Source organism: Chromobacterium sp. FG89 (assembly GCF_057808735.1).
The window spans coordinates 260,219-282,957 of record NZ_JBMDIQ010000003.1 but is presented as its reverse complement, the minus strand read 5'-3'; the positions used below and the strand labels follow the sequence as shown (position 1 = coordinate 282,957).

Genomic DNA, 22,739 nt, shown 5'->3' with positions numbered 1-22,739 from the left:
GGCGGCGCCTTCCCGCATGCACACTCCCCCCACCCGTCTGGCCTGGCGGCTGCGCGTCGAAGCCTCCGGCGTCGAACTGCAGCCCTGCGAGCAAACGCGAGGCCCCGACGGCTACGGCCGCGGCCGGCGCTTGCCGCTAGCCAGGCTGCTGGCGGAACAGGACGGCCTGGACTGGCTCGGCGGCCAGGACCGGCTGATCCTGCGCGCGCTGGCCGCCTTGCAGGCCGACATCGCCGCCGACGGCCACGCGGCGCTGGACGCGCTGGCCGCGCTGCCGCTGCTGGTCGGCCACCCGGCGCTGTACTGGGCCGACGCGCCGGAACAGCCGCTGCGGGTGGAGGCCGGCCAAGTGGCGCTGGAACTGGAGCGCCAGGGCGAACAGATCTCCCTGCGGCTGAGCCCGCCCGGCATCGCCGCCTGCGCCGGCGTGCTGTGGCGCAAGCTGGCGCCGGACCGTCTCGCGGTCTACCGGCTGGACGAGGAGGTGCGCCAGATCGCCGCCCTGCTCGGCCACAGCCTGAGCCTGCCCTGGCACGCCCGCAAGAAAGTGCTGGACGCCATCCGCGACATCGCGCCGGAACTGCCCTTGCACGACGTCAGCGCCAGCTTTGACGACAGCCTGCCCAGCCAGCCGGCCGACGCCGTTCTGCGCGCGCTGCTGCGGCTGGACGAGGCCGGCCTGCGGCTGCAACTGAAAGTGCGCCCGCACCCGGCCAGCGCGCTGTACGCGCCCGGCCGCGGCGCGCCCGGCCTGGTGGTGAGCGTGGACGGCGTCGCGCTGCAGCTCAAGCGCGACCTCGCCGCCGAACGCGCCCGCCAGCGCCGGGTCCACGCCGCCTGCCCGGCGCTGGCCGCCGCGCGCCGCGACGGCGACGAATGGGCGGTGGACGGCCAGCAGGCGGCCTTGGACCTGCTGGCCGAACTGCAGACGCTGGACGCGGACACCCTACAATGCGAATGGCCGTCCGGCCAGCGCCAGCGCATCCGCGCCGGCGTCGGCCTGCCGCAGCTGAAACTGAGCGCCAAGCGCAAGGGCGGCTGGCTGGAAGTGGACGGCGAACTGGGGCTGGACGACGGCAACATCCTGGCGCTGCGCCATCTGCTGGAAGCGCTGGCCGGCCAGTCCGGCCGCTACCTGCGCCTGTCCGACGGCGATTGGCTGGCGCTGTCCGACTCCCTCGCCGCCCGGCTGCGCCAACTGACGCTGCTGGCCGACCACGCCGCGCCCGGCGGCCTGCGCCTGAGTCCGCTGGCCGCGCCGCGGCTGGGCGAACTGGCGGCCGAGGCCGGCGCTTTCGACGGCGACGCGGGCTGGAATGAACAATGGCGGCGGCTGCAATCGCTGCAAAGCTTCGAACCCGAAATACCGGACACCCTGCGCGCCACGCTGCGGCCTTACCAGCGGCAAGGCTACAACTGGCTGGCGCGGCTGGCCCACTGGGGCGCCGGCGCCTGCCTGGCCGACGATATGGGCCTGGGCAAGACGGTGCAGACGCTGGCGCTCTTGCTCAGCCGCGCCGCGCTCGGCCCGCAGCTGGTGGTGGCGCCCACCTCGGTGGCGCTGAACTGGCTGGCCGAGGCCGCCCGCTTCGCGCCCAGCCTGCGGCTGCGGCCCTACCAGCAACAACGGCGGCTGGACAGCGCCTGCCCCGGCGATCTGGTGGTGGCCAGCTACGGTCTGCTGCAACGCGACGCCGACGCCTTCGCCGAGGTGCGCTGGGCCAGCGTGGTGCTGGACGAGGCGCAGGCGATCAAGAACGCAGCCAGCCAGCGCGCCCAGGCCGCCCACGCGCTCTACGCCGATTTCCGCCTGGCCGCCAGCGGTACCCCGGTGGAAAACCATTTGGGTGAATTGTGGAGTCTGTTCCGCTTCGTCGCGCCCGGCCTGCTGGGCAACGAGGACAAATTCCAGCAGCGCTTCGCCCAGCCCATCGCCGACGGCGACGAGGGCGCCCGCGACGCGCTGAAAGCGCTGATCCGCCCCTATCTGCTGCGCCGCACCAAGCAACAGGTGCTGACCGAGTTGCCGCCGCGCACCGACATCACCCGCGCCGTCCCGCTGAGCGAGGCGGAAATGGAAGTCTACGAGGCGATGCGTCAGCAGGCGCTGGACAAGCTGGGCCAGCCGGGCGAGGCCGAGGGCGGCGCGATGCAAGTGCTGGCCGAACTGACCCGGCTGCGCCGCTTCTGCTGCCACCCCACGCTGACCCAGCCGGACAGCGCCTTGCCCTCCGCCAAGCAGGCATTGTTCCGCGAACTGATGCTGGAACTGCTGGACAACGGCCACAAGGCGCTGGTGTTCAGCCAGTTCGTCGACCACCTCGCCATCGTCCGCCGCTGGCTGGACGAGCAAGGCATACGCTACCAATACCTGGACGGCGCGGTGCCCGGCCCGCAACGCAAGGCGCGAATGGATGCCTTCCAGGCTGGCGACGGCGAGGTGTTCCTGATCAGCCTGAAAGCCGGCGGCACCGGCCTCAACCTGACCGCCGCCGACTACGTGATCCACCTCGATCCGTGGTGGAACCCGGCGGTGGAAGACCAGGCCAGCGACCGCGCCTACCGCATGGGCCAGCAGCGGCCGGTGACGGTGTACCGGCTGGTGGCCCAGCACACCATAGAAGAAAAGATCGTGGCGCTGCACGCCAGCAAGCGCGAGCTGGCCGACAGCCTGCTGGACGGCGGCGATCTCAGCGCGCGGCTGGACGGCGCGGCGCTGTTGGCACTATTGCGCCAAAGCTGAGCATTGCCCTTTCGTCATAAAATGGGCAAGCTGGCGTCATTTCCTTGATTCCGGATTATCCATGCTCAAAGCCCTCCTGCTGTCCAGCCTGCTGCTGTCCGCGCTGCCCGCCTGGGCCGGCCTGTCCCAGACCGACACCGCCTCCGAGAAAATCTCCGTCGGCACCCTGTCCATCGTCGCCGCGCCGGCGATCAGCGTGGCCGGCAGCGCCCAGGGCAAGGGCGAATCGCTGCTGGCCCCAGTGCTGGCGGTGACCGGCAGCGCCTATGTGATCACCGGCCTGGCCCAGGGCGCCGGCGACACCGTCAAGATGTCGCTGGACGCGGCGCAAGGCGGCGCCAAGCTGGTGGTGGAGTTGTCCGGCAAGGCGCTGAAAGCCACCGGCGCCGCGGTCGGCGCCTCGGTGCAAGTCACCGCGGTGGCCAGCGGCACCATGCTGGTCACCTCCGGCAAAGTGCTGGCCTTCATCCCCAACAAGCTGGGCGAGGCCCTGCTGGAGCACAACCGTGTCCCGTCCTGACGCTCTGCCCGCCCGCCTCGCCGGCCTTGGCCTGGCGCTCTGCCTGCTGCTGCCGCACACCGCCCAGGCCGGCCGCAGCTGCGAGGAACAAACCATCACCCCGGCCACCTTCGGCAAGGCGATGGCCGCCGCCGAACAACTGCGGCAAAAGCTGGACGCCAGCGGCGGCGACGTCGCGGTGATCGGCCGCGTCGGCCAGGACCTGTCGCGCTTCAAGCTGCGCTACACCCATGTCGGCATCGCCTACCGCCAGCCGGAAGGCCGCTGGCGCGTCGCCCACCTGCTCAACGACTGCGGCAGCGCCAGCTCCGACCTGTGGTACGAGGGCCTGGGCAATTTCTTCCTCGACGATATGTATTCCTTCGAATCGGTGGCGCTGCTGCCGCCGCCGGCGCTGGCCGCCCGCCTGCGTGAACGGCTGCAGACGCCGCCGCGGCTGCGCGAACTGCACACCCCGCAATACAGCCTGCTGGCCTATCCCTTCGCCACCCGCTACGAAAACTCCAACACCTGGGTGCTGGAAACGCTGGCGGCCTCGGCCAGCCAGGAAGCGCGCATCGCCAACCGCGAACAGGCGCAAATGTGGCTGAAGCTCAACGGCTACGCGCCGTCGGAACTCAAACTGGGGCCGCTGACGCGGCTGGGCGGCCGCATGTTCAAGGCCAATGTCGCCTTCGACGACCACCCCAACGAGATGCGCTACGCCGACCGCATCCAGACCGTGACCGTGGATTCGGTGATGAACTTCCTGCAGGCGCGCAAGGAGGGCTGGCAAGTGTTGGACATCCCCGCGCCTTGACTTGGCCTAGAGCCTGTTCACGATCTTTTATGAGTACCTTGAGATACTGCGTAGATACGTAGGAGACTTCGTATTCGACGCGCCCCGGCGCCCTTCAAACCTGCCGTCGGGTGGCGGGCCCGCGGTTTTAGCTACGCAGCAACTTCGCTTCGCTCGTTTTAAGCGGCTGCTTGTTCGAGCACCGCGACCTTAGCGCCCCATCACTGAGAATCTTTGAGAATCTTTGATTCGCTCAGCGATGGGGCGATTGGGCCGCGCAAATCTCCCTTTCCGTTTGATTCCCTCGCGACGCTTCGCTCGGTCAGGGCGGAACCGGCCCTAAATCATCATTTAGGCCATTAGCCCGATCTGAAATGATCAAAAACGAGCTCCAGCCTACATAGCGCGGCGACGGGCCTGTGCCGCCGCCGCGACTGGCCTCAACCGCTGTTGCGCAGGCCGGCCGAAGTGCCGTTGATGGTCAGATGGATCGCGTACAAGGCCTCGGCGTCGTCCGGCTGACGGCGCAGCCGGCTCAGCAACTCGGCCTGCAACAGGCCCAGCGCGTCCAGATACGGCAAGCGCGTTTCCAGACTGCGGTGCAGCGTCGGGTTCTTCTCCAGCAGCGCGCTTTGGCCGGTGACGGCGTAGAAAGCGTCCAGCGTGGCCTGCCACTCGGCCTGGATGCGGCCGAACAGCGCCTCGGCCAGCGCGCGGTCCTCCACCAGGCCGGCGAAGCGGCGGGCGATGCCCAGATCCGCCTTGGCCAGCACCTGCTCCATATTGGACAACACCACCTGGAAGAACGGCGAACTGCGATACAGGCTTTGCAGGCGCGCGCGGCCGGCTTCGCCGTGGCGCTCGATGAAGGCGCGCACCGCCGAACCGACACCGAACCAGCCGGGCAGCATCACCCGCGATTGCGACCAGGAGAACACCCAGGGAATGGCCCGCAAATCCTTGATCGAAGCCAGGCTCTTGCGCGAGGCCGGCCGGCTGCCGATATTGAGCTTGGCGATGGCGTTGATCGGCGTCGCCTCCAGGAAGTACTGCATGAAGCCCGGCGCTTCCACCAGCTCGCGATAGGCGCGGTAGGCGGCGTCCGACAGCTCGTCGAACACCGTCTCGTCGGTCTCGCAGCTGGCGCAGCCGCTGAGGCTGGCTTCCAGCGTCGCCGCCACCAGGGCTTCCAGGTTGCGGCCGCCGATGGCCGGGTCCGAATACTTGGACGCGATCACCTCGCCCTGCTCGGTGATGCGGATGCGGCCGGCCACGCTGCCGGCCGGCTGCGCCATGATGGCTTCGAACGACGGACCGCCGCCGCGGCCCACCGAGCCGCCGCGGCCGTGGAACAGCCGCAGCTTGACCCGGCCGTCGGCGAAACAGCGCACCAGCCGCTTTTCCGCCTGGTAGAGCTGCCATTGGCTGGTCAGATAACCGCCGTCCTTATTGCTGTCGGAATAGCCCAGCATCACTTCCTGCATGCGGCCGCGGCTGTCCAGCAGTTGCTGGTACCACGGCAGCGCGAACAGCGCCGTCATCACCTGAGCGCTGCGGTCCAGATCGGCGATGGTTTCGAACAGGGGCACCAGGTTGACGCTGGCGCGCGGCTGCCCGTCCACCAGCCGGATCATGCCGGCCTCCTTCAGCAGCAGCGCCAGCGCCAGGATGTCGCTGACCTGGGCGCAATTGGAAATAATGCTCTGACCGATGGCGTCCACGCCGAACTGACGTTGGATCAAGGCCGCCTCGCGGAAGATGGCCAGTTCCTTCTCCGCTTCGGCACTGTAGTCCAGATAGGGCGAATACAGCAGCCGCGGCGTGGCCAGCTCGCGCAGCAGCACCCGGGTCCGCGCCGCCTCGTCCAGCGCCGCGAACTCCTCCAGCCCGGCGCGGGCGAACAGCTCGCCCACCACCGCCTCGTGGCTGCCGGCGAACTGGCGCAGGTCCAGCGGCATCAGGAAGAAGCCGAACACGTCCACCGCGCGGATCAGTTCCGCCAGCCGGCCGTCGGCCAGCGTCGCGCTGCCGTGTTCGCGCAGCGAGGCGTCCAGCACCGCGAGATCGGCCTGGAATTCAGCCTGGTCCGCATAGGGCCGGCCCGCCGGCCAGCGGCCGCTCAGGCTCACGCCCAGCCGCAGGCCGGTGGCCAGCACCCGCGCCTCCATCGCCGCCAGCGCGCGCCGGTACGGCTCCTCGCGGCGGCTCTCCTCCTGGTCCGGCGTCAACGCCGCCAAACCCACCAGGGCCGGGCTGACGCCGACCAGGCGCTGCGACAGCGACAGCTCGCGGTACAAGGCCGCCAGCTCGTACAGATAATGTTCGAAGGCCACTTGCGCCTGGCGCGTCACCGCGTGGCGCAGCACCACGGCGTCGACATTGGGGTTGCCGTCGCGGTCGCCGCCTATCCAGCTGCCGACGCGGATGAAGGACGGCAACGGCGTCGTCTGGCCCCAGGTGGCCTCGATCTGCCGGTCCAGGCGCTGGTACAGCGCCGGCAAGGCCTGGAAGAAGGTCAGCGGGTGGTAGGCGACGCCGTTTTCGATCTCGTCCTTGACCGCCAGCTTGAAGTGGCGGATTTCCGAGGTCTGCCACAAGGCGACGATCACGCGCTTGAGCTTGGCCTCCAGTTCCTCTTCTTCTTCCGGCGTCAGGTCCGCCGCCGCCAGCTTGCCCAGGAAACGGCGCACCGCGCGGTGGCCGTCCAGCACGCTCTGGCGCTGCACCTCGGTGGGGTGGGCGGTGAGGATGGCGCCGACATAGGCGTCGCGCAGGGTGTCGGCCAGCATGGCGATGCTGACGCCGTCCGCCTTCAGCTTGCCCAGCGCGCGCGACAGGCTGCCCTGTTGCGGCGCGGAACCGGCCTGGCGGTGGGCGCGGCGGCGGCGCACATGGTGCAGATCCTCGGCGATATTGAACAGCTGGGCGTACAGGCCGCAGGCGCGCACCAGCGCCATCGCCGCCGCCGGGCTCAATTCCGCCGCCAAGGGCTGGCTGCGTTCCTCCGCGCTGCGGCCGGCGATGGCGCGCACCTCGGCGTAGACCTCGGGGCCGGCCTGTTCGCTCAACACTTCGGCCAGCGCGCGGTCCAGGCGCGCCAGATCGGCGCGCAGCGGCAAGTCCTTGTCTAAATCGCTCATTCGGTATTCCTTGATGATGACGAGCGGCCGTGGCCGCTCCTAGTTTTGAATCGGCTCAAGTCAGCGCGGTCGCTGACTTCAGACGATTCGTTTCGCATGCAAAACATCATAAGCAGGCTTGCCGCTGTAGTGGCAACACTACTGTCATTTAAGCTGTTAGATATTGACCTGACTGCGCATTGCGCAACATCAAGCTTTACGCCCCCGCCTGGACGATGCCGCGGCGCTGCGCGTCGGGCCGGCGTGCTAGAATGCCCGCCATCCAAGCACATAGCCCAATCGGAAACCGGTTTTCATGGACAAAATCGTCATCGCCAGCCGCGAGAGCCGGCTGGCCATGTGGCAGGCCGAACATATCCAGGCCCGGCTGCAAGCGCTCTACCCCCACCTCAGCGTGGACATCCTGGGCATGACCACCCAGGGCGACCAGATTCTGGACAAGACCCTGTCCAAGATCGGCGGCAAAGGCCTGTTCGTCAAAGAGCTGGAAGTGGCGCTGGCCGAAGGCCGCGCCGACCTGGCCGTGCATTCGATCAAGGACGTGCCGATGGTGCTGCCGGAAGGCTTCGCGCTGGCCGCCATCTGCGAGCGCGAAGACCCGCGCGACGCGCTGGTGTCCGCCCGCTGCGCGGACTTGTCGGAGCTGCCGGACGGCGCGGTGGTGGGCACCTCCAGCCTGCGCCGCGAATCGCAGATCCGCGCCCGCTATCCGCGGCTGGTGGTCAAGCCGCTGCGCGGCAATGTGCAAACCCGGCTGCGCAAGCTGGACGACGGCGAATACGACGCCATCATCCTGGCCGCCGCCGGCCTCAAGCGCCTGGGCCTGTCCGAGCGCATCCGCAAGGAGCTGCCGCCGTCGGAAAGCCTGCCGGCCGCCGGCCAAGGCGCGCTGGGCATCGAAATCCGCGCCGACCGCGCCGACCTGATGCAGCTGCTCGCGCCGCTGAACCACGCCGCCACCCACGCCTGTGTCAGCGCCGAGCGCGCGCTGGCGCGCGAGCTGGGCGGCAGCTGCCAGGTGCCGCTGGGCGCCTTCGCCACCCTCAGCGAAGACACGCTGACGCTGGGCGGCTTCGTCGCCAGCCCGGACGGTTCGGTGATGCTGACCGCCAGCGCCAGCGCCCCGGCCGATTACGCCGACGCGCTGGGCCGCGCTGTGGCCAAGAGGCTGCTGGACGACGGCGCCGGCCCGCTGATCGAAGCGGTGCTGGCCGACCCGCGCTGAGACGGCGATGCCGCGCGTCCTGGTCGCCCGTCCGCTGGCGCAAAGCGCCGAGCTGCTGCGCCTGCTCGCCGCCGCCGGCTTCGACGCCGGCCATCTGCCGCTGATGGAGATCGCTCCGCAGCCGGACGCGCTGGCGGCGCTGCCGCGACAAGCGGCGGCGGCGGACTGCCTGGTCTTCGTCAGCCCCAGCGCCATAGATCAGGCCTGGCCGGCGCTGCAAACGCTGGACCTCGCCGCCAAGCGGCTGGTCTGCGTCGGCCGCGCCAGCGCCGCCAAGCTGGCCGCGCTCAGCGGCCGGACGGCGCTGCACCCCGCCGAGGGCAGCGACAGCGAAGCCTTGCTGGCCCTGCCCGAACTGGCCGATATGCGCGGACAGCGCGTGCTGATCGTGCGCGGCGTCGGCGGCCGGCCGCTGCTGGCGCAAAGCCTGGCCGCTCGCGGCGCGGCGGTGGAGTTCGCCGAAATCTACCGCCGGCTGGACGGCGCGCCGGACTGGGCGGCCTTCGACCTCGCGCCGCCGGACGCGGTAATCGTCACTTCCGGCGAAATCGTAGAGCAATTGTTCCGTCTCGCTGGCCCCAGTCGAATCAGGACGTTACAATGCCTGCTATATTGCGTGCCGCATCCGCGCGTGGCCGACCGGCTCGCCGCGCAAGGCGCGACGCGCATCATGACAACCCGGGCCGAAGACAGCGCGCTGGTCGCCGGCCTTAAAAAATGGTTCTGTCGTCACCCATGAGCGAATCCCAGATCACCGAAACCGCCAAACCCGAGTCCAAGAAATCGCTGAGTCCGGCCTTGCTGATCGCCATCGCCGCGCTGGGCGTGTCCGGCTGGCAGTACTTCAGCACCCAGCAGGAACTGACCGCCGCCCGCCAGGAACTGGCGCGCCGGCTGGCCGAAGGCAGCGGATCCGCCAAGGAGCTGCGCGCGATGACCGAGCAGGCGATCAGCGCCAACCGCGCCACCGAAGGCCGGCTGGCGCTGATGGAGGCCCGCGTCAACGAATCCGCCGGCCAATACGCGACGCTGAACGGCATGTACCAGGAACTGACCAAGAACCGCACCGACTGGCTGCTGTCCGAAGTCGAGCACACCCTGGCCATCGCCAGCCAGCAATTGCAGCTGGCCGGCAATGTGCCGGCCGCCGTGTCCGCGCTGGAAATGGTGGACGCGCGCCTGGCCAAGTTCGACCGCCCGCAGCTGATCGGCGTGAAAAAGGCGGTGGCCACCGACCTGGAAAAACTCAAGGCCCTGCCCTATCTGGACAGCGTCGGCCTCACCGTCAAGCTGGACCGGCTGATGCTGTCCGCCGACAGCCTGCCGCTGGCGGTGGACGCCCACCGCCTGGCCAGCCAGAAACCGCAGGCCAAGGCCGCGACGCCGGCCAGCGCGCCGCTGTGGGAACGCTTGGTGGCCGACGTCAGCAAGAGCCTGGGCGAGCTGATCCATATCCGCCGCATGGACAAGCCCGAAGCGCTGCTGCTGTCGCCGGAGCAAGCCTTCTTCCTGCGGGAAAACCTGAAAATGCGCCTGCTGGACGCGCGCCTGGCGCTGATCCAGCGCGACGGCAAGACCTTCGCCGCCGACATCGTGGCCGCGCGCAGCTATGTGCAGCGTTACTTCGACCGCGACGCTCCGGCCGTCACCCAATGGCTGGGCACGCTGGGCGAACTGGAAGGCGCGCCGCTGGACGTGGCGCTGCCGGACATGAACGCCAGCCTCAAATCGGTGCGCGACGCCCAAGGCGCGGCAGGAGAATAAACCGTGAAATTCGCCTTGTGGATTACCGGGCTGTTTGCCCTCGCGGTGCTGGTCGGCCTGGCCGCCACCCTGAACACCGGCTACGCCATCCTGTTCCTGCCGCCTTACCGGATGGAAGTGTCCTTCAACCTGCTGATCGTGTCGGTGGTGGCGCTGATCTTCGTGGTGCACCTGGTGCTGCGCATGGTGGCGGTGGCCGCCAATCTGCCGGCGGAAGTGCGCCGCTTCCAGCGCCAGAAAAAGCTGAAAGCCTCCCGCCACGCGCTGCGCGAAGCCGGCATTTCCTACTTTGAAGGCCGTTTCCAGAAAGCCGAGCGCGAGGCCAGCAAATCGCTGGACGACGAATACTCGCCGGAAAACAAGGCGCTGGCGCTCTTGATCGCCGCCCGTTCCGCCGGCGCCGCCGGCGATCTGGACAAGCGGGACGGCTATCTGGCGCAACTGGACGCCATGCCGCCGCGGCTGCAGCTGGCGCGCCATATGCTGGACGCGGAACTGAAGCTGGAAGCCAAGGACCCGCTGGGCGCCTTGGCCGCCATCGAACGCGCGCGCGCGCTGTCGCCCAATCTGACCAACGCCTTGCGGCTGGAATTGAAGGTCCGTCTGTTGCAGAAGCAGCCGGAGGCGGTGCTGGCGCTGACCGAGAAACTGCTCAAGGCCGACGCGCTGGAGCCGGAACAGGCGCGGCGCTACCGCTTGGCCGCCTACCAGCAACAGCTGGTGACGCTGCTGGGCGGTCAGGAAATCCGCGACTGGCTGCGCCGCATTCCGGAAGCCGAACGCAGCAACCCGCAGCTGATGGACCAGGTGGTGGCGCGGCTGATCGTGCTACAGGACTACGACTACGCCGCCACCTTGCTGGCCGGCGCGCTGGCCAACGACGACCACGACACCCCGGAGCTGTCTCGCGAACTGGGCAAGCTGGCCGAGCACCTGAGCGAGGACAAGCGCCTGGAGCTGCTGAAAACCGCGGAAAACTGGCTGAAGAAGCGGCCGCGCGACCACTGGCTGCTGATGGCCTTGGGCCGTCTGGCCCTGTGCCAGCAGCTGTGGGGCAAGGCGCAGAGCTATCTGGAAGCCAGCGCCTCGATCTCGCCGACGCTGTGCGCCCACGCCGAGCTGGCGCGGCTGTTCGAAGCCACCGGCAAGGAAGAGCTGGCGGCTCAGCATTACAACAAGAGCCTGGAGCTGGCGCTGAAACAGGGCTGCTGACCCCGGGGACTCCATACGAAAAAGGACATGCTCGCGCATGTCCTTTTTTATTGCCCTGATTGTTATCGGCTCAACTCGACAACAGCAGCACCCCCCAGGCCAAGGCCAGATAGCGCGCCGCCTTGCCCAGGGTCAGCCACAGAATGCTGGACCACCAGGGCAGCCGCAGCCAGCCGGCGGCCAAGGGGATGGCGTCGCCGACCACCGGCAGCCAGGACAGGGCCAGCACCGCCGGGCCGAAACGCTGGAACCAGCCGGCCAGCCGCGGCGGCAGCTCCTTGCGCGGCGCCAGCCGCCCCAGCCACAGACTGGTGACGCTGCCGGCGGTATTGGCCACCGTGGCCACCAGCAAGGCCGGCCACAGCCACTCCGGCCATTTGTACAGAAAGGCGGACAGCGCCAGTTCGGAATTGCCGGGCAGGATGGTGGACGAGGTGAAGGCCGACACCGCCAGCCCGCCCAGGCCCAGCCAAACCAAATGACTCATTCATCAAACCCGATGGTTTCGCCGCAGGCGGCGGCGATGGCGGCGCTGAGCGTGGAGAAGAACTCCGAACCGTCGCGCGCGGCGATCCAGCGGCCGTCGCGGAAGGCGAAGTGGTAGCCGCCGCTCTTCGCCGCGATCCACAGCTCCTGATTGGCGGTGTGGCGGTTGACGATGATCTTGGCGCCGTCGCTGAACTCGATGTCCAGCACATTGCCGGACACCAGGTAGTCGGCGTCCAGATCATTGTCGTCGATGGCGGCTTCGATGCGTGCGAAGATGGCGTCGGTGTGCCGCAGAAATTCGGTTTCGTTCATTGCGCTTTCCCGTTGAATGACGGCCTGGACGCCGTCTTGGCGCGGCTCAGGCCTTGATCACCGGGCGCATCGGAATCACACGACGCGCCGCAGCTTTGCTAGTATCCAGATTTTGCCACATTGGAACTCATTCGTATGCGCACCTTGCTGGCTTGTGCAAGCCTGACCCTGTTCCTGGCCGCCTGCGGCTTCAAAGGCCCCTTGTATCTGCCCGCCGCCGCCGCGCCGGCCGTCAAACCCGCGGCCAAGGCCAACGCCTCCGCCCCGCGCGCCGCGGCCGAACCCGCCGCTCCCGCCGTCCGCTGACGGTTCCCGCCGCGCTTTGGGCCCGGCGCGGCGGCCGCGAAATGCCGAAGACATATTGATATTCCCACGCGGTTTCCTGCGCTTCAGTCATATCCTTTACACTCAAAGGCTGTATCTGCAGATAAAGGAGCCGCCGATGTCCCACTTCGCCCGTCATCTGGAACATCACACCATCGTCAACCCCTTTCCCGGCATCGCCAAGCTGGAAGCGGCCTTGGGTCACCGCATCGGCGCGCGCATCGGCTCCAATGAAAGCATGGCCAAGCCGGCCTCGCCGCTGACGGCGGAATTCGGCGAGATGATGACGGAGCTGGCCCGGCTCTACCCGGACCCCTACGCGCACGGGCTGCGCCAGCGCGCAGCCGCCCACAACCGCGTGGACCCGAGCCAGGTGCTGTTCGACACCGGCGCCGACAGCCTGATCCTGCTGGCGCTGCGCCTGGCCTGTAATGTCGGCGACGCGGTGGTGTGCACCGCCGGCACCTATCCCACTTTCCGCTATTTCGCCGAAGGCGTGGGCGCGCGCATCCTGGAAGTGCCCTACCAGCAGCAAGGCGACCGGCTGCAAGCCGATCTGCCGCGGCTGGCGGAGGTGGCGCGCGCCGAACGCGCCGCCGTGCTCTATCTCGCCAACCCGGACAATCCCAGCGGCCATTACTGGGGCGCGGACGATATCCTGGCGCTGCGCGAAATGCTGCCCTCGTCCACGCTGTTGATTCTGGACGAGGCCTACGTCGATTTCTGCGTGGACGCGCAGGACGCGCCGCCGCAAGGCGCGCTGCCCAACACGCTGCGGCTGCGCACCTTGTCCAAAGCCTATGCGCTGGCCGGCCTGCGGGTGGGCTACGCCGTCGGCCCGCAGCACATCGTCGCCAAGGCGGACCAGATACGGCCTCAATTCGCGCTGTCCAGCTTCGCCCAGCTGGCGGCTCAAATCGTGTTGGACGATCCGGACTACTCGCGCCAGCTGATCGCCGCCACCATCCATCTGCGCGACAAGCTGTCCGACGCCTTGCGCGCGCGCGATCTGGTGGTGATGCCCTCGCACACCAACTTCGTCTGCATCGCCTATCGCGACGCCGCCAGCAGCGAGGCCATTCACCGCCAACTGCTGTCCGATGGCATCGCCGTGCACCGGCCGCCGCATCCGGCGGTGCGCCATCTGCTGCGCGTCACCGCGCAGCCGCAGGCGCTGTCGGCCAAGGTGATGGCGGCGCTGGCGGAAGGTTAAGAAGCGGCTCAACATACGCTGCGCTTCGTGATACGAGGCGCGGCGAGCACCGCTTCGTAAACGCCCACGCGCTACGCGTGCGTTTCGCTTCCTCAGCGGTTTTCGCCTTGTCTCGCCCTGGCTCGCAAGACTTTGAACCGCTCTCCCGCCCCATAAAAAACGCCCTGGACCGGCTAGCGGCCCAGGGCGCGGTCTTTTCCCCGCCGTCCTCACTCCGAGGTGCTGGGGTTCCAGTAAGCCTGGCTGATGAAAGGCTGGGCCACCAGCTTGGCGGCGATCTCCTCCAGCTCCTCCCACTCCACCGAGGTGGACAGCAAGGTGGCGGTCATCTCCACCTCGTCGTCGCCGAAGGGCTCCACGTCCAGATCCCCCACCGGGTATTTGGACTCCTCCAGCAGATCGCTGAGCAAGGCCATCGCGTGCTTCTGGCCGGAACGGCTGGAAATCACGCATAGCTGGTAAGTGACTTCGCTGGTTTCGTCGTCGATCGGCTTGCGGTTGATGGAGTTCACCACCGGACGCAGCAAGGTGTTGCTGGCCAAGACGAATAGCGTGATCAGAAAGGCTTGCGGAATCTGGCCGGCGCCGGCGCTGGCGCCGACCGCGGCCGAGCCCCACAAGGTAGCGGCGGTGTTCAAGCCGCGCACGTTCAAGCCTTCCTTCATGATGGTGCCGGCGCCGAGAAAGCCGACGCCGGACACCACGTAGGACGCCACCCGCGCCGCGCCGCCGGTGCCGTCCAGCTGCAGCGCCATGTCGACGAAGGCCGCCGCGCCCACCGCCACCAGGGTATTGGTTCGCAAGCCGGCGGTACGCTGACGGAACTGCCGCTCATAGCCAATGGCCGAGCCCAGGATGAAAGCCGTCAACAGGCTGAGCAAGGTTTGCAGCAGACCAGACCCGTTGAAGCCCAGAAACTGCAGTAAGGTTTCCACTTCTTATTCCTCCTGCGGTCGATTGAAAAAACAGCGCTCCCGTCGCGCCGGGAAACAGTCAGGCAGTTTGCCACATCCGCGTCACCGGGTCGTGTCCGACCAGGCGATTGCTGCGAGCGATGCACACGTGACGCCGGCCCAAGCAGGAAAATTGACGACGGCGGATGTCTGCTGACAGTACGCTGTCAGCAGGGGGGCCGCACACTGTCCTCCAGGCCGCAACGCCGCCTCCGTCCCGCCCGGAAGCGGCGCCGGGATGTTCCCGGCCGGATCTCGATAAAACCTGTTCAAGGAGTGTGCCATGTCCCCCGTTCTACACTGGTTTGAAATTCCCGTGCTCCAATTCGAGCGCGCCGTCGCCTTCTATCAACAGGCGCTGCGGGTGGAACTGCAAGAAGAGAGCTTCGACAATAATCGCATGGCCCTGTTTCCCCAAACCGGCGACAGTTGCGGCGGCGCGCTGCTCAGCTGCCCGCAAGCCCGCCCCCATGTCGACGGCGTGCGCGTCTATCTGGACGGCGGCGCCGATCTCGACGCCACGCTGGAACGGATCAAGAGCGCCGGCGGCATCGTGGTGCAGCCCAAGACCGCGCTGCCGGAGAACTGGGGCCAGATCGCGCTGTTTTCCGATCCGGACGGCAATCTGATCGGCCTGCACAGCGCCGCATGAGCCGGCGCTACTGGATAGGCGTGGCCAGCCGCGACCATGTTCGGCGCGGTCTGGCCGGCGGCTTCGCCCAGCTCTGCCACGGCAAGGCCGCGCCGCTCAGGCGGATGGCGGCCGGCGACGGCCTGATCTATTACTCGCCGGTGCTGAGCCTGGAGGGGCGCGAGCCCTGCCAACGCTTCACCGCCGTCGGCCTGGCGGCGGACGCGCGGGTCTATCCCTTCCGGGTCAGCGTCGATTTCGAACCCTACCGGCGCGACATCGCCTTCTGGCCGGCGGAGGACGCCGACATCCGGCCGCTGCTCGGCCAGCTGTCCTTCATCGCCGACCCGGCGCGCTGGGGCTACGCCTTCCGCTTTGGCCACCTGGAAATCGGCCGCGCCGATTTCCTGTTGATCGCGCGCGCAATGCGGGCGACACTGCCGCCATCCATGCTGCGGGAATCCGACTGAATGCGCCGAGCCGACCGACTGGTCCAAATCCTCTTGCTGCTGCGCGGCCGCCGCCGCACCACCGCCCGGCAGTTGGCCGAATGGCTGGAGGTGACGCCGCGCACCGTCTACCGCGATATGGCGGACCTGATGGCCAGCGGCGCGCCGGTCAACGGCGAGGCCGGCGAGGGGTATTGGCTGGAAGCCGGCTTCACGCCGCCGGCGGTGGCGTTTTCCGCGCGCGAACTGGCGGCGCTGGAAGTGGGCGCCCGCATGCTGGCCGCCTGGGCCGACCGCGACACCGCGGCGGCGGCGCAATCGGCGCTGGGCCGCATCCACGCGGTGCTGGGCTCGTCCGGCCTGCCGCCGGAACCGCTATACGCGCCGACGTCGGGCAATTACCCGCGCGAGCGCTTGGCGCCGCTGCGCGACGCCATCGTCTCCCGCCAGCCGCTATGGGTGGATTACCGCGATGAAAGCGGCCGCGGCAGCCAGCGCGCCTTGATGCCGCTGGCGCTGTTCTTCTGGGGCGACCGCTGGCTGCTGGCCGCCTGGTGTGGGCTGCGCCTGGACTACCGCAGCTTCCGCGTGGACCGGCTGCAAAGCTGGCGCGCCACGGACTTGAGCTGTCCGCCCGGGGTCAGCCTGGCCGGCTATCTGAGCCATGTGGACGCCGGCGGCCAGGCGCTGGCCTGGCTGGAACGACACCAGCGCCAACCCTGGCATCAAGAATAAGCGCCGCGTCGCCGGCTCAAGGCAGCAAGATGATGGAGCCGCTGGTCTTGCGTCCTTCCAGATCGCGGTGCGCCTGCGCCGCCTCGGCCAGAGGATAGCGATGCGAAGGCGCCACCTTGATCCTGCCGTCCGCCACTCGTTCGAACAGCGCCTGGGCCGAAGCCTCCAGCTCCGCGCGGCTGGCGATGTAATCGGCCAGCTTGGGCCGGGTGAAGAACAGAGAGCCGCGGCTGGTCAATTCCAGCGGCGCGAACGGCGGCACCGCGCCGGAGGCGTTGCCGAAGCTGACCAGCATGCCGCGCGGGCTCAGGCTGGCCAGCGAGATCTGGAAAGTGTCCTTGCCCACCGAATCGTAAACCACCGGCACGCCCTGGCCGCCGGTGATCTCGCTCACCCTGGCCACTACGTCTTCTCGGCTGTAATTGATCACATGCTGGCAGCCCAGACCGCGCACGATGTCGGCCTTGGCGTCGGAGCCGACGGTGCCGATCACCGTCGCGCCCAGCGCCGTCAGCCACTGCACCGCGATCTGGCCGACGCCGCCGGCGGCGGCGTGCCACAGCACGGTCTGCCCCGGCCGCACCGGGTAGCTGCGCTGCACCAGATACTCCACGGTCATGCCCTGCAACATCATGCAGGCGGCGGATTCGTCGCTGATGCCGTCGGGAATCTTCACCAGCACCGCCGCCGGCAACAGCCGCTCGCTGCTGTAAGCGCCCAGCGGGCCGCCGGCGTATGCGACGCGGTCGCCCACCGCCAGGCCAGACACCTCCGGCCCCAGCGCCTCCACCACCCCCGCCGCTTCCTGGCCCAGGCCGGACGGCAGCGGCAGCGGATACAGGCCGCTGCGCTGATAGGTGTCGATGAAGTTGACGCCGATGGCGGTGTGACGCACCCGCACCTGGCCCGGTCCCGGCGCGGCCAGCGTCTGGCTCTGCAGGCCCAGCACTTCCGGCCCGCCGGTATGGGAGAAAACGATGGCTTGAGTCATGGCGGCCTCCTCGGCGCAAAAAATCCAGTGTGCGGCAGCGCCCTCCCCCGGACAAGACACTGTCGCAGAACAGACTGTTTCGATGCTCAGGCCAATAATTGCCCGCGCCCCCAGGCCAGCGCCTCCGGCAAGACGCGCGGCCAGGCTTCAAGCCTGTGGTCGTCGCCGTTGAACACCGTCTGACGGCAGTCCAGATACAGCGCGGCCGCTTCGCGCCAGTCCAGCACCTCGTCGCGGCTGCCCAACAGCAGCCAGTAACGGCGCGCGGACGGCTGCGCCACGCGCTGCGCCAGCAAGGCCCGCATATCGGCGTCGCTCAGGGTATAGACCACGCCGGTATAGGGATTGGTTTGCTCGCCGATGAAGCGCGCCAGGTCGTCGTAAGGCCGCACCGCCGGGTTGATCAGCACCGCCGGGCGTTGATGACGCTCGGCCAGAAACGTGGCGTAATACCCGCCGAGGGAGCTGCCGATCAACAGGGTGTCGGCCGGCAAGGAGGCCACCAGGGCGGACACCTGCTCAATCGCCTCGGCCGGATGCGGCGACAGCTGCGGACAATGCAGGGTCGCATCGAAAGCGTTCTGTTGCAGATAAGCGGCGGTTTCGTTCGCCTTCAGCGATTGCGGACCGGAGTTGAAGCCGTGCAGGTAAACAATATGCATGCGGATGGGAACAAACGGAAAAGAAAGAGTTCATTCTAAATGGCCATCGTCCCAAGAAAAACCCTGGCAGCCGCGGCTGGCAACCGTCCTTTCGACGGGCTTGCCAATACATTCGCATGAATGATACAAAAACGCGGAAAAAATAATAAAACCGACGATTTATGCCATTGAGCGCGGTTTACAAAGATAACAGGAGAACATTAATGCTTGCCACCCTGCCGGACAACGCCCTCGTCGCCGACGCCACCACCACCAAGCCTTACTCCGTCGCCAGCCTGATCATGGCTTGCGGCTTTCTGCACCACAGCGCGCAGGCCTTTCTCGACGACGTGCGCGCCGATCAGGCGCTGATCCGTTCCGGCTTCTGCCCCCGTCACCATGTGCATGTGGACCGCGACGGCCAGGCCACGGTGGACGGCTTCGTCCACGAGCAAGTGGGTTTGTTGCTGCAACACAACGCCTCCCTGCATTTCGCCCTGCATGAGATGCTGATGCAGTTTGGCCCGGACGCCTGCAACGACACCCTGGCCGGCATCATCGTGCGCGGCCTGCGCGGGGTTCAGGACTGGCAGGCCGCCTGCCAGTGCCTGGCGGCGATGCGCCGCGGGCCGGCCCGCGCCTGAAAGCCCGGCTAGGGTTTCGAGGCCTATTTGGCCCTCTTGGCCAGATCCAGCGCCTTGAGCCTGGCGCCGACGTCGCCCTGAGCCGCCGCCTTGGCGTACCAGCGTATCGCCGCCGGCAGATCCCGCTCCACGCCGTCGCCGTGCTCGTACATGCTGGCGATCAGATATTGCGCGCCCATATCGCCCTGCTGCGCGGCTTTTTCGTACCAGTACGCGGCCAGCCGGTAGTCCTTGGCCGCGCCGCGGCCCAAGAAGTACTGGGTGCCCAGATCCAGCTCCGCCGGCAGATAATCCTGCCGCGCGGCCAACTGGAACCAGCGCGTCGCCTCGGTCTGCGATTTGGCCACTTGCTGGCCGCTTTCATACAGCGCGCCCAAGGCGTGCTGCGCCTGCGGCAGACCCGCGTCGGCAGCGCGGCGCAGCCAGCGCTCGCCCTGCGCCCGGTCCGGCGCGCCGCCTTCGCCGCGCCAATGCATCATCGCCAGGTCGAAAGCCGCCACCCGGTCGCCCGCCTGGGCCGCTTGCTCGAACTGCCGGCGCGCGGCGGCGAAATCGCCGCGCTGATAGCTGGCCCAGCCCGCCACGTCCGCGGCCAGGGACGCCAACGCCCACGCCGCCCATATCCCGCCTGCCCACGCCTTCATCGCGCCTCTCCTCATCGGGCCCGTACTACCAAAGCTTAGAAGCTGTTCAAAGCCCGCTGAAGCGCCAATGCGCTACTGACGCATTCCGCTTTCTCAGCGGCGTTCGCCCTGTCTCGCTCTCGCTCGCGAAACTTTGAACAGACTCTTAGTCGGCGGCGGCCGGGAAATCTGTCGGCGGCGGCTCGCCGCCCAGCTTCCGGTCGATGAACTCCAGGAAGGCGCGCACCTAGGCCGGCACGTGCTTGCGCTCGGGAAACACCGCGTACACCGCGTGCAGCGGCAAGGGATAGCGCTCCAGCAGAGGCAGCAGCCGGCCGGTAGCCCGGCGCAATGCTTGCTATGCTGAAAGTCCATCCCGCGCGACTAAACCACCATGGCTCCACCCCTAGGCCCTCATCCCGAGCGACAGCTGTACCGCGACGCGGACGGCCGATATTGCGCGCGTCTGGGCGGCTGTCAGCTCAGCAGCGTGTTCCAGCCCTTGTTCTACCGCAGCGGCGGCGTGTTCGGCTACGAGGCGCTGCTGCGCGTGCGGACGCAGGACGGCCAGACGCCGTCCCCCGACTCTTTTTTGTCCGGCCTGCCGCCGGAGCTGGCGCTGGAGGCCGATCAGCTGGCGCGGCTGATCCACATCCGCAATTTCGCGCAAAGCGGCCAATCCGGCTGCCTGTGCCTGAATCTGCTGGCCCAGACCGCGGTGGTGGACAACCACGGCCGCAATCACCTTCCCCTACTGCAAGGCCTGCTGGACTCGCTGGAACTGGACAGCGGCGGCGTGATTTTCGAACTGCCGGAATACGAGGTGGAACACCACGGCCAACCGCTGATCAACAGCCTGCGTCTGACCGCCGAGGCCGGCTTCGGCCTGTCTGTGGACGATTTCGGCGCGGTGGCCGCTCGCCACGGCAAGGTCAAGTCGCTGTGCCCGGACCTGATCAAGATAGACCGCAGCCTGCTGCTGGACTATATGTCCGGCGAACGCCACCGGCTGCCGGTGCTGCTGGAGCTGGGCTGGCAGATAGGCTGCCGCATGGCGGTGGAAGGCATAGAAACCCGCGAGCAACACCAGGCGATGCAGGAACTGGGGGTCGAGCTCTACCAGGGCTTCTACCTGGGCAAGCCGGCCGAGCTGCCGGTGACCTGCCAGCTGTGACCGGCGCGGTCCAGCCACAGGCTGAGCAAGGCCAGCGCGGCCAACGCCGCGCCCAGCCATACCGGCGCGCGCAGGCTCCAGCCGGCGTCCAACAAGGCGCCGCCGCCCCAGGAACCCAGCATCAGACCCAGATTGACCACCGACATGTGCAGGCTGTTCACCATAGGCCCGCTGCCGCCGGCGCGCACCACCCGCGCAACCATCGCCGGATTCATCGGCAGGCCGGCCAAGCCCAATAGCAGCACGCACGCCGCCGTCGCCGCCTGCCATTGCGCCAGCAAGGCCAACGCCACCAGGGCAGCCAGCAAGACCAGCAGACCGCCGCGCAGCACGGTGCGGGTGTGGCTGTCCGCCAGGCGGCCGCTGAACAGATTGCCGAGCACTGTCGCCAGCCCGTAAGCGGCGAACAGCCAGGGCAGCTCCGAAGCGGCGAAGCCGCTGACCCGGGTGAACAAGGGCGCCAGATAAGTGAAGGCGGCGAACACCGCGCCTATGATCAGGCCGCTGCTCAGATAAGCCGCCCACAGGCTGGGTCGCGCCAGCCGGCGGCCCTCCTCGCCCAGACTCAAGGTCTGCGGACGGACGCCGGACGGCGTCAGCGCGGCGATGCCCGCCGCGGCCAACGCCACCATGCCCGCCACCAGCCAAAAGCTCACACGCCAGCCCCAGCTCTGATCCACCCAGGCCGCCAGCGGCAGGCCGGCCACCGAAGCCAGCATCAGGCCGTTGAGCACCAGCGCGGCGGCGCGCGCCACCCGGTGTTCGCCCACCAGTTCCGCAGCCAAGGCCAGGGCCACGCCGAAGAAAGCCGATTGCGCCACGCCGCAGATCAGCCGCGACCACAGCATCTGCCGGTAATCGCCGGCCAGCGCGCCCAAAGCCTGCCCGGCCAGGAACAACAGCAACAGCCCGATCAAGCTGTGCTTGCGCCGCGCCGAACGCAGCAGCCAAGTCAGCGCCGGCCCGCCCAGGACCACGCTGGCGGCGAAGGCCGACACCAGATTGCCCACCGCCGGCAAGCCGACGCCCAGGGCCGCCGCCAACGACGGCATCATCCCCGCCACCATGAATTCCGACGTCGCCATCGCAAAAATGCATAAGCCCAACAGATACACCGTCGCCGGCATCGCCGACTCGCCGCTCTTGCCTGTCATCCCGCTTCTCCCGTATCGCGCATGAACGAGGGCTTATGCTAGATTCCTTGGCGATACGGAAAAATAGTCTTCAATTCCATACATAACGGAACTTGATTCCGTAATTTCGAGGCAAACCATGGAAAAAATGAGCGGCATCGAGCTGTTCGCCCATATCGCCCAGCAAGGCAGCCTGGTGGCCGCCGGACGGCAACTGGGCATTTCCGCCTCCGCCGCCGGCAAAGGCCTGGCGCGGCTGGAGGCGCGCTTGGGCGCGCGTCTGGTTCAACGCAGCACCCGGCGGCTGACCTTGACCCCGGCCGGCGAGCAATACCTGCAACGTTGCCTGCGCATTCTGGACGAAGTGGAAACGGCGGAGCGCGAGTTGCAACAAGAGCAGGCCGCGCCGCGCGGCCGGCTGAAGGTGGGCCTGCCGCACGAATGCGGCGTGCTGGCCCCGCTGCTGGCCGCCTTCATGCAAGACTATCCGGAGATCGAACTGGATCTGGACTACAGCGACCGGCTGGTGGACGTGATAGGCGAAGGCTTCGATGTGGTGATTCGCGGCGGCGAACCGGGAGACTCGCGCTTGAGCGCGCGGCGGCTGGGCGCTTACCGCATGCGGCTGGTGGCCGCGCCGGCCTACTTCGCCCGCTGCGGCGAGCCGGCGTCGCCGATGGATCTGACGAAGCACCGCTGCCTGCATTACCGCTATCCGCGCAGCGGCAAACTGGCGCCGTGGCCGCTGGCCGGCCAGGATGAAGACGCGCCGGCGCTGCCGGTCCATGCCTGCGCCAATACCGGCGACGCGCTGATCCAGCTGGCGGAGCAAGGCGCCGGCATCGCCTGCCTGCCGGACTTCACCGTGCGCCGCCAACTGGCGGACGGACGGCTGCGGGCGCTGCCGGAAGCCTGGGCCGAGCGCAGCGGCGTCCTTTATCTGCTATGGCCCGGTTCGCCCTATCCGCCGCCGCGGCTGCGCGCCTTCATCGACTTCTTCGCCAAACGCGGCTTCCCCGGCGGCTGAACCCCGCCGGACTCTGGC

Annotated in this window: 23 protein-coding genes; 15 read left to right on the top strand and 8 right to left on the bottom strand. The window is 68.1% G+C overall.

All coding sequences use genetic code 11. The annotated features are described in order from the left end of the window. Window positions 1-16 precede the first annotated feature (16 nt). The 3 genes from ACODRW_RS04860 (at window position 17) to ACODRW_RS04850 (ending at window position 4,062) form a co-directional block, all read left to right on the top strand. On the top strand, window positions 17-2,743 hold the full coding sequence (locus ACODRW_RS04860) for a DEAD/DEAH box helicase (protein WP_488905273.1): 2,727 nt from the start codon (window positions 17-19) through the stop codon (window positions 2,741-2,743). A gap of 61 nt (window positions 2,744-2,804) precedes the next feature. Continuing rightward, on the top strand, window positions 2,805-3,263 hold the full coding sequence (locus ACODRW_RS04855) for a hypothetical protein (protein ID WP_253314974.1): 459 nt from the start codon (window positions 2,805-2,807) through the stop codon (window positions 3,261-3,263). Beyond that, window positions 3,250-4,062, top strand: a complete 813-nt coding sequence (locus ACODRW_RS04850) for a DUF2145 domain-containing protein (RefSeq protein WP_235085742.1) — start codon at window positions 3,250-3,252, stop codon at window positions 4,060-4,062. Before ACODRW_RS04855 ends, ACODRW_RS04850 begins: the two co-directional genes overlap by 14 nt. A gap of 419 nt (window positions 4,063-4,481) precedes the next feature. Here the strand turns inward: ACODRW_RS04850 and ppc are convergent, their stop codons facing one another. Continuing rightward, window positions 4,482-7,181 carry a phosphoenolpyruvate carboxylase gene (ppc, locus tag ACODRW_RS04845; RefSeq protein ID WP_227105713.1) on the bottom strand — a complete coding sequence of 900 codons (2,700 nt, stop codon included), beginning with the start codon at window positions 7,179-7,181 and terminating at the stop codon, window positions 4,482-4,484. Between the two features lie 295 nt (window positions 7,182-7,476). Here ppc and hemC point away from each other — a divergent pair, with 295 nt between their 5' ends. The 4 genes from hemC to ACODRW_RS04825 are packed head-to-tail and all read left to right on the top strand — an operon-like array spanning window position 7,477 to window position 11,382. Then, on the top strand, window positions 7,477-8,406 hold the full coding sequence (gene hemC / locus ACODRW_RS04840) for a hydroxymethylbilane synthase (protein ID WP_488905272.1): 930 nt from the start codon (window positions 7,477-7,479) through the stop codon (window positions 8,404-8,406). A 7-nt stretch (window positions 8,407-8,413) separates the two neighbouring features. Further along, window positions 8,414-9,145 carry a uroporphyrinogen-III synthase gene (locus ACODRW_RS04835; protein WP_486636134.1) on the top strand — a complete coding sequence of 244 codons (732 nt, stop codon included), beginning with the start codon at window positions 8,414-8,416 and terminating at the stop codon, window positions 9,143-9,145. Further along, entirely contained in the window at window positions 9,142-10,170 is a 1,029-nt protein-coding gene (locus ACODRW_RS04830) for a uroporphyrinogen-III C-methyltransferase (protein WP_107801199.1), read from the top strand. Before ACODRW_RS04835 ends, ACODRW_RS04830 begins: the two co-directional genes overlap by 4 nt. A 3-nt stretch (window positions 10,171-10,173) precedes the next feature. Beyond that, window positions 10,174-11,382 (top strand): heme biosynthesis protein HemY, encoded by a 1,209-nt coding sequence (locus tag ACODRW_RS04825; RefSeq protein ID WP_048412739.1) that lies wholly within the window; start codon window positions 10,174-10,176, stop codon window positions 11,380-11,382. A gap of 70 nt (window positions 11,383-11,452) precedes the next feature. Here ACODRW_RS04825 and ACODRW_RS04820 read toward each other — a convergent pair whose 3' ends face one another. Then, entirely contained in the window at window positions 11,453-11,869 is a 417-nt protein-coding gene (locus ACODRW_RS04820) for a YqaA family protein (RefSeq protein ID WP_488905271.1), read from the bottom strand. Then, entirely contained in the window at window positions 11,866-12,183 is a 318-nt protein-coding gene (gene cyaY / locus ACODRW_RS04815) for an iron donor protein CyaY (RefSeq protein ID WP_107801201.1), read from the bottom strand. The genes ACODRW_RS04820 and cyaY overlap by 4 nt, the downstream gene beginning before the upstream one ends. 135 nt (window positions 12,184-12,318) lie before the next feature. On the opposite strand from cyaY, the gene lptM reads away from it, so the two are divergent. Beyond that, window positions 12,319-12,489: an LPS translocon maturation chaperone LptM gene (gene lptM, locus ACODRW_RS04810; RefSeq protein ID WP_488905270.1), complete on the top strand. Its 171-nt coding sequence runs from the start codon at window positions 12,319-12,321 to the stop codon at window positions 12,487-12,489. A gap of 136 nt (window positions 12,490-12,625) precedes the next feature. Further along, the gene (locus tag ACODRW_RS04805) at window positions 12,626-13,720 is read left to right on the top strand and encodes a pyridoxal phosphate-dependent aminotransferase (protein ID WP_107801203.1); all 1,095 of its coding nucleotides are present in this window, start codon (window positions 12,626-12,628) and stop codon (window positions 13,718-13,720) included. A 209-nt stretch (window positions 13,721-13,929) separates the two neighbouring features. On the opposite strand, the gene ACODRW_RS04800 is transcribed toward ACODRW_RS04805, so the two are convergent. Beyond that, complete coding sequence (locus tag ACODRW_RS04800) at window positions 13,930-14,655, bottom strand: MgtC/SapB family protein (protein ID WP_019103569.1); 726 nt, start codon at window positions 14,653-14,655, stop codon at window positions 13,930-13,932. A gap of 301 nt (window positions 14,656-14,956) precedes the next feature. On the opposite strand from ACODRW_RS04800, the gene ACODRW_RS04795 reads away from it, so the two are divergent. From ACODRW_RS04795 to ACODRW_RS04785, 3 genes are read left to right on the top strand one after another with little or no spacing between them, the layout of a single operon-like run. Then, complete coding sequence (locus ACODRW_RS04795; RefSeq protein WP_107801204.1) at window positions 14,957-15,325, top strand: VOC family protein; 369 nt, start codon at window positions 14,957-14,959, stop codon at window positions 15,323-15,325. Further along, the gene (locus tag ACODRW_RS04790) at window positions 15,322-15,774 is read left to right on the top strand and encodes an EVE domain-containing protein (protein WP_488905269.1); all 453 of its coding nucleotides are present in this window, start codon (window positions 15,322-15,324) and stop codon (window positions 15,772-15,774) included. Before ACODRW_RS04795 ends, ACODRW_RS04790 begins: the two co-directional genes overlap by 4 nt. After that, window positions 15,775-16,488, top strand: coding sequence for a helix-turn-helix transcriptional regulator (locus ACODRW_RS04785; protein WP_235085734.1), 714 nt, complete (start codon window positions 15,775-15,777; stop codon window positions 16,486-16,488). A gap of 16 nt (window positions 16,489-16,504) precedes the next feature. On the opposite strand, the gene ACODRW_RS04780 is transcribed toward ACODRW_RS04785, so the two are convergent. Both ACODRW_RS04780 and ACODRW_RS04775 read right to left on the bottom strand, forming a co-directional pair. Beyond that, window positions 16,505-17,479, bottom strand: a complete 975-nt coding sequence (locus ACODRW_RS04780) for a quinone oxidoreductase family protein (protein ID WP_107801207.1) — start codon at window positions 17,477-17,479, stop codon at window positions 16,505-16,507. Window positions 17,480-17,565: 86 nt separating this feature from the next. Beyond that, a complete protein-coding gene (locus tag ACODRW_RS04775) occupies window positions 17,566-18,141 on the bottom strand; it encodes a YqiA/YcfP family alpha/beta fold hydrolase (RefSeq protein ID WP_488905268.1) in 576 nt (191 codons plus the stop codon). A gap of 203 nt (window positions 18,142-18,344) precedes the next feature. Here ACODRW_RS04775 and ACODRW_RS04770 point away from each other — a divergent pair, with 203 nt between their 5' ends. Further along, the gene (locus ACODRW_RS04770; RefSeq protein WP_043589344.1) at window positions 18,345-18,764 is read left to right on the top strand and encodes a hypothetical protein; all 420 of its coding nucleotides are present in this window, start codon (window positions 18,345-18,347) and stop codon (window positions 18,762-18,764) included. A 23-nt stretch (window positions 18,765-18,787) separates the two neighbouring features. Here the strand turns inward: ACODRW_RS04770 and ACODRW_RS04765 are convergent, their stop codons facing one another. Continuing rightward, window positions 18,788-19,408, bottom strand: a complete 621-nt coding sequence (locus ACODRW_RS04765) for a tetratricopeptide repeat protein (protein ID WP_107801209.1) — start codon at window positions 19,406-19,408, stop codon at window positions 18,788-18,790. Window positions 19,409-19,781: 373 nt separating this feature from the next. Between ACODRW_RS04765 and ACODRW_RS04760 the strand changes: the two genes are divergently transcribed. Continuing rightward, a complete protein-coding gene (locus ACODRW_RS04760) occupies window positions 19,782-20,561 on the top strand; it encodes an EAL domain-containing protein (RefSeq protein WP_107801210.1) in 780 nt (259 codons plus the stop codon). Here the strand turns inward: ACODRW_RS04760 and ACODRW_RS04755 are convergent. Continuing rightward, window positions 20,516-21,715, bottom strand: coding sequence for an MFS transporter (locus tag ACODRW_RS04755; RefSeq protein WP_488905267.1), 1,200 nt, complete (start codon window positions 21,713-21,715; stop codon window positions 20,516-20,518). The genes ACODRW_RS04760 and ACODRW_RS04755 overlap by 46 nt on opposite strands. 118 nt (window positions 21,716-21,833) lie before the next feature. Between ACODRW_RS04755 and ACODRW_RS04750 the strand changes: the two genes are divergently transcribed. Continuing rightward, the gene (locus ACODRW_RS04750) at window positions 21,834-22,721 is read left to right on the top strand and encodes a LysR family transcriptional regulator (RefSeq protein WP_227105717.1); all 888 of its coding nucleotides are present in this window, start codon (window positions 21,834-21,836) and stop codon (window positions 22,719-22,721) included. Window positions 22,722-22,739 lie beyond the last annotated feature (18 nt).

What these genes read in the sequence shown, in the direction of transcription:
- ACODRW_RS04765 (WP_107801209.1), bottom strand. Translation starts at nt 19,408, where the DNA reads ATGAAGGCGTGGGCAGGCGGGATATGGGCGGCGTGGGCGTTGGCGTCC.
- ACODRW_RS04830 (WP_107801199.1), top strand. Translation starts at nt 9,142, where the DNA reads ATGAGCGAATCCCAGATCACCGAAACCGCCAAACCCGAGTCCAAGAAA.
- ACODRW_RS04785 (WP_235085734.1), top strand. Translation starts at nt 15,775, where the DNA reads ATGCGCCGAGCCGACCGACTGGTCCAAATCCTCTTGCTGCTGCGCGGC.
- ACODRW_RS04820 (WP_488905271.1), bottom strand. Translation starts at nt 11,869, where the DNA reads ATGAGTCATTTGGTTTGGCTGGGCCTGGGCGGGCTGGCGGTGTCGGCC.
- ACODRW_RS04780 (WP_107801207.1), bottom strand. Translation starts at nt 17,479, where the DNA reads ATGACTCAAGCCATCGTTTTCTCCCATACCGGCGGGCCGGAAGTGCTG.
- ACODRW_RS04860 (WP_488905273.1), top strand. Translation starts at nt 17, where the DNA reads ATGCACACTCCCCCCACCCGTCTGGCCTGGCGGCTGCGCGTCGAAGCC.
- ACODRW_RS04795 (WP_107801204.1), top strand. Translation starts at nt 14,957, where the DNA reads ATGTCCCCCGTTCTACACTGGTTTGAAATTCCCGTGCTCCAATTCGAG.
- ACODRW_RS04760 (WP_107801210.1), top strand. Translation starts at nt 19,782, where the DNA reads ATGGCTCCACCCCTAGGCCCTCATCCCGAGCGACAGCTGTACCGCGAC.
- cyaY (WP_107801201.1), bottom strand. Translation starts at nt 12,183, where the DNA reads ATGAACGAAACCGAATTTCTGCGGCACACCGACGCCATCTTCGCACGC.
- ppc (WP_227105713.1), bottom strand. Translation starts at nt 7,181, where the DNA reads ATGAGCGATTTAGACAAGGACTTGCCGCTGCGCGCCGATCTGGCGCGC.
- ACODRW_RS04770 (WP_043589344.1), top strand. Translation starts at nt 18,345, where the DNA reads ATGCTTGCCACCCTGCCGGACAACGCCCTCGTCGCCGACGCCACCACC.
- ACODRW_RS04775 (WP_488905268.1), bottom strand. Translation starts at nt 18,141, where the DNA reads ATGCATATTGTTTACCTGCACGGCTTCAACTCCGGTCCGCAATCGCTG.
- hemC (WP_488905272.1), top strand. Translation starts at nt 7,477, where the DNA reads ATGGACAAAATCGTCATCGCCAGCCGCGAGAGCCGGCTGGCCATGTGG.
- ACODRW_RS04790 (WP_488905269.1), top strand. Translation starts at nt 15,322, where the DNA reads ATGAGCCGGCGCTACTGGATAGGCGTGGCCAGCCGCGACCATGTTCGG.
- ACODRW_RS04805 (WP_107801203.1), top strand. Translation starts at nt 12,626, where the DNA reads ATGTCCCACTTCGCCCGTCATCTGGAACATCACACCATCGTCAACCCC.
- ACODRW_RS04755 (WP_488905267.1), bottom strand. Translation starts at nt 21,715, where the DNA reads ATGACAGGCAAGAGCGGCGAGTCGGCGATGCCGGCGACGGTGTATCTG.
- ACODRW_RS04750 (WP_227105717.1), top strand. Translation starts at nt 21,834, where the DNA reads ATGGAAAAAATGAGCGGCATCGAGCTGTTCGCCCATATCGCCCAGCAA.
- ACODRW_RS04835 (WP_486636134.1), top strand. Translation starts at nt 8,414, where the DNA reads ATGCCGCGCGTCCTGGTCGCCCGTCCGCTGGCGCAAAGCGCCGAGCTG.
- ACODRW_RS04855 (WP_253314974.1), top strand. Translation starts at nt 2,805, where the DNA reads ATGCTCAAAGCCCTCCTGCTGTCCAGCCTGCTGCTGTCCGCGCTGCCC.
- lptM (WP_488905270.1), top strand. Translation starts at nt 12,319, where the DNA reads ATGCGCACCTTGCTGGCTTGTGCAAGCCTGACCCTGTTCCTGGCCGCC.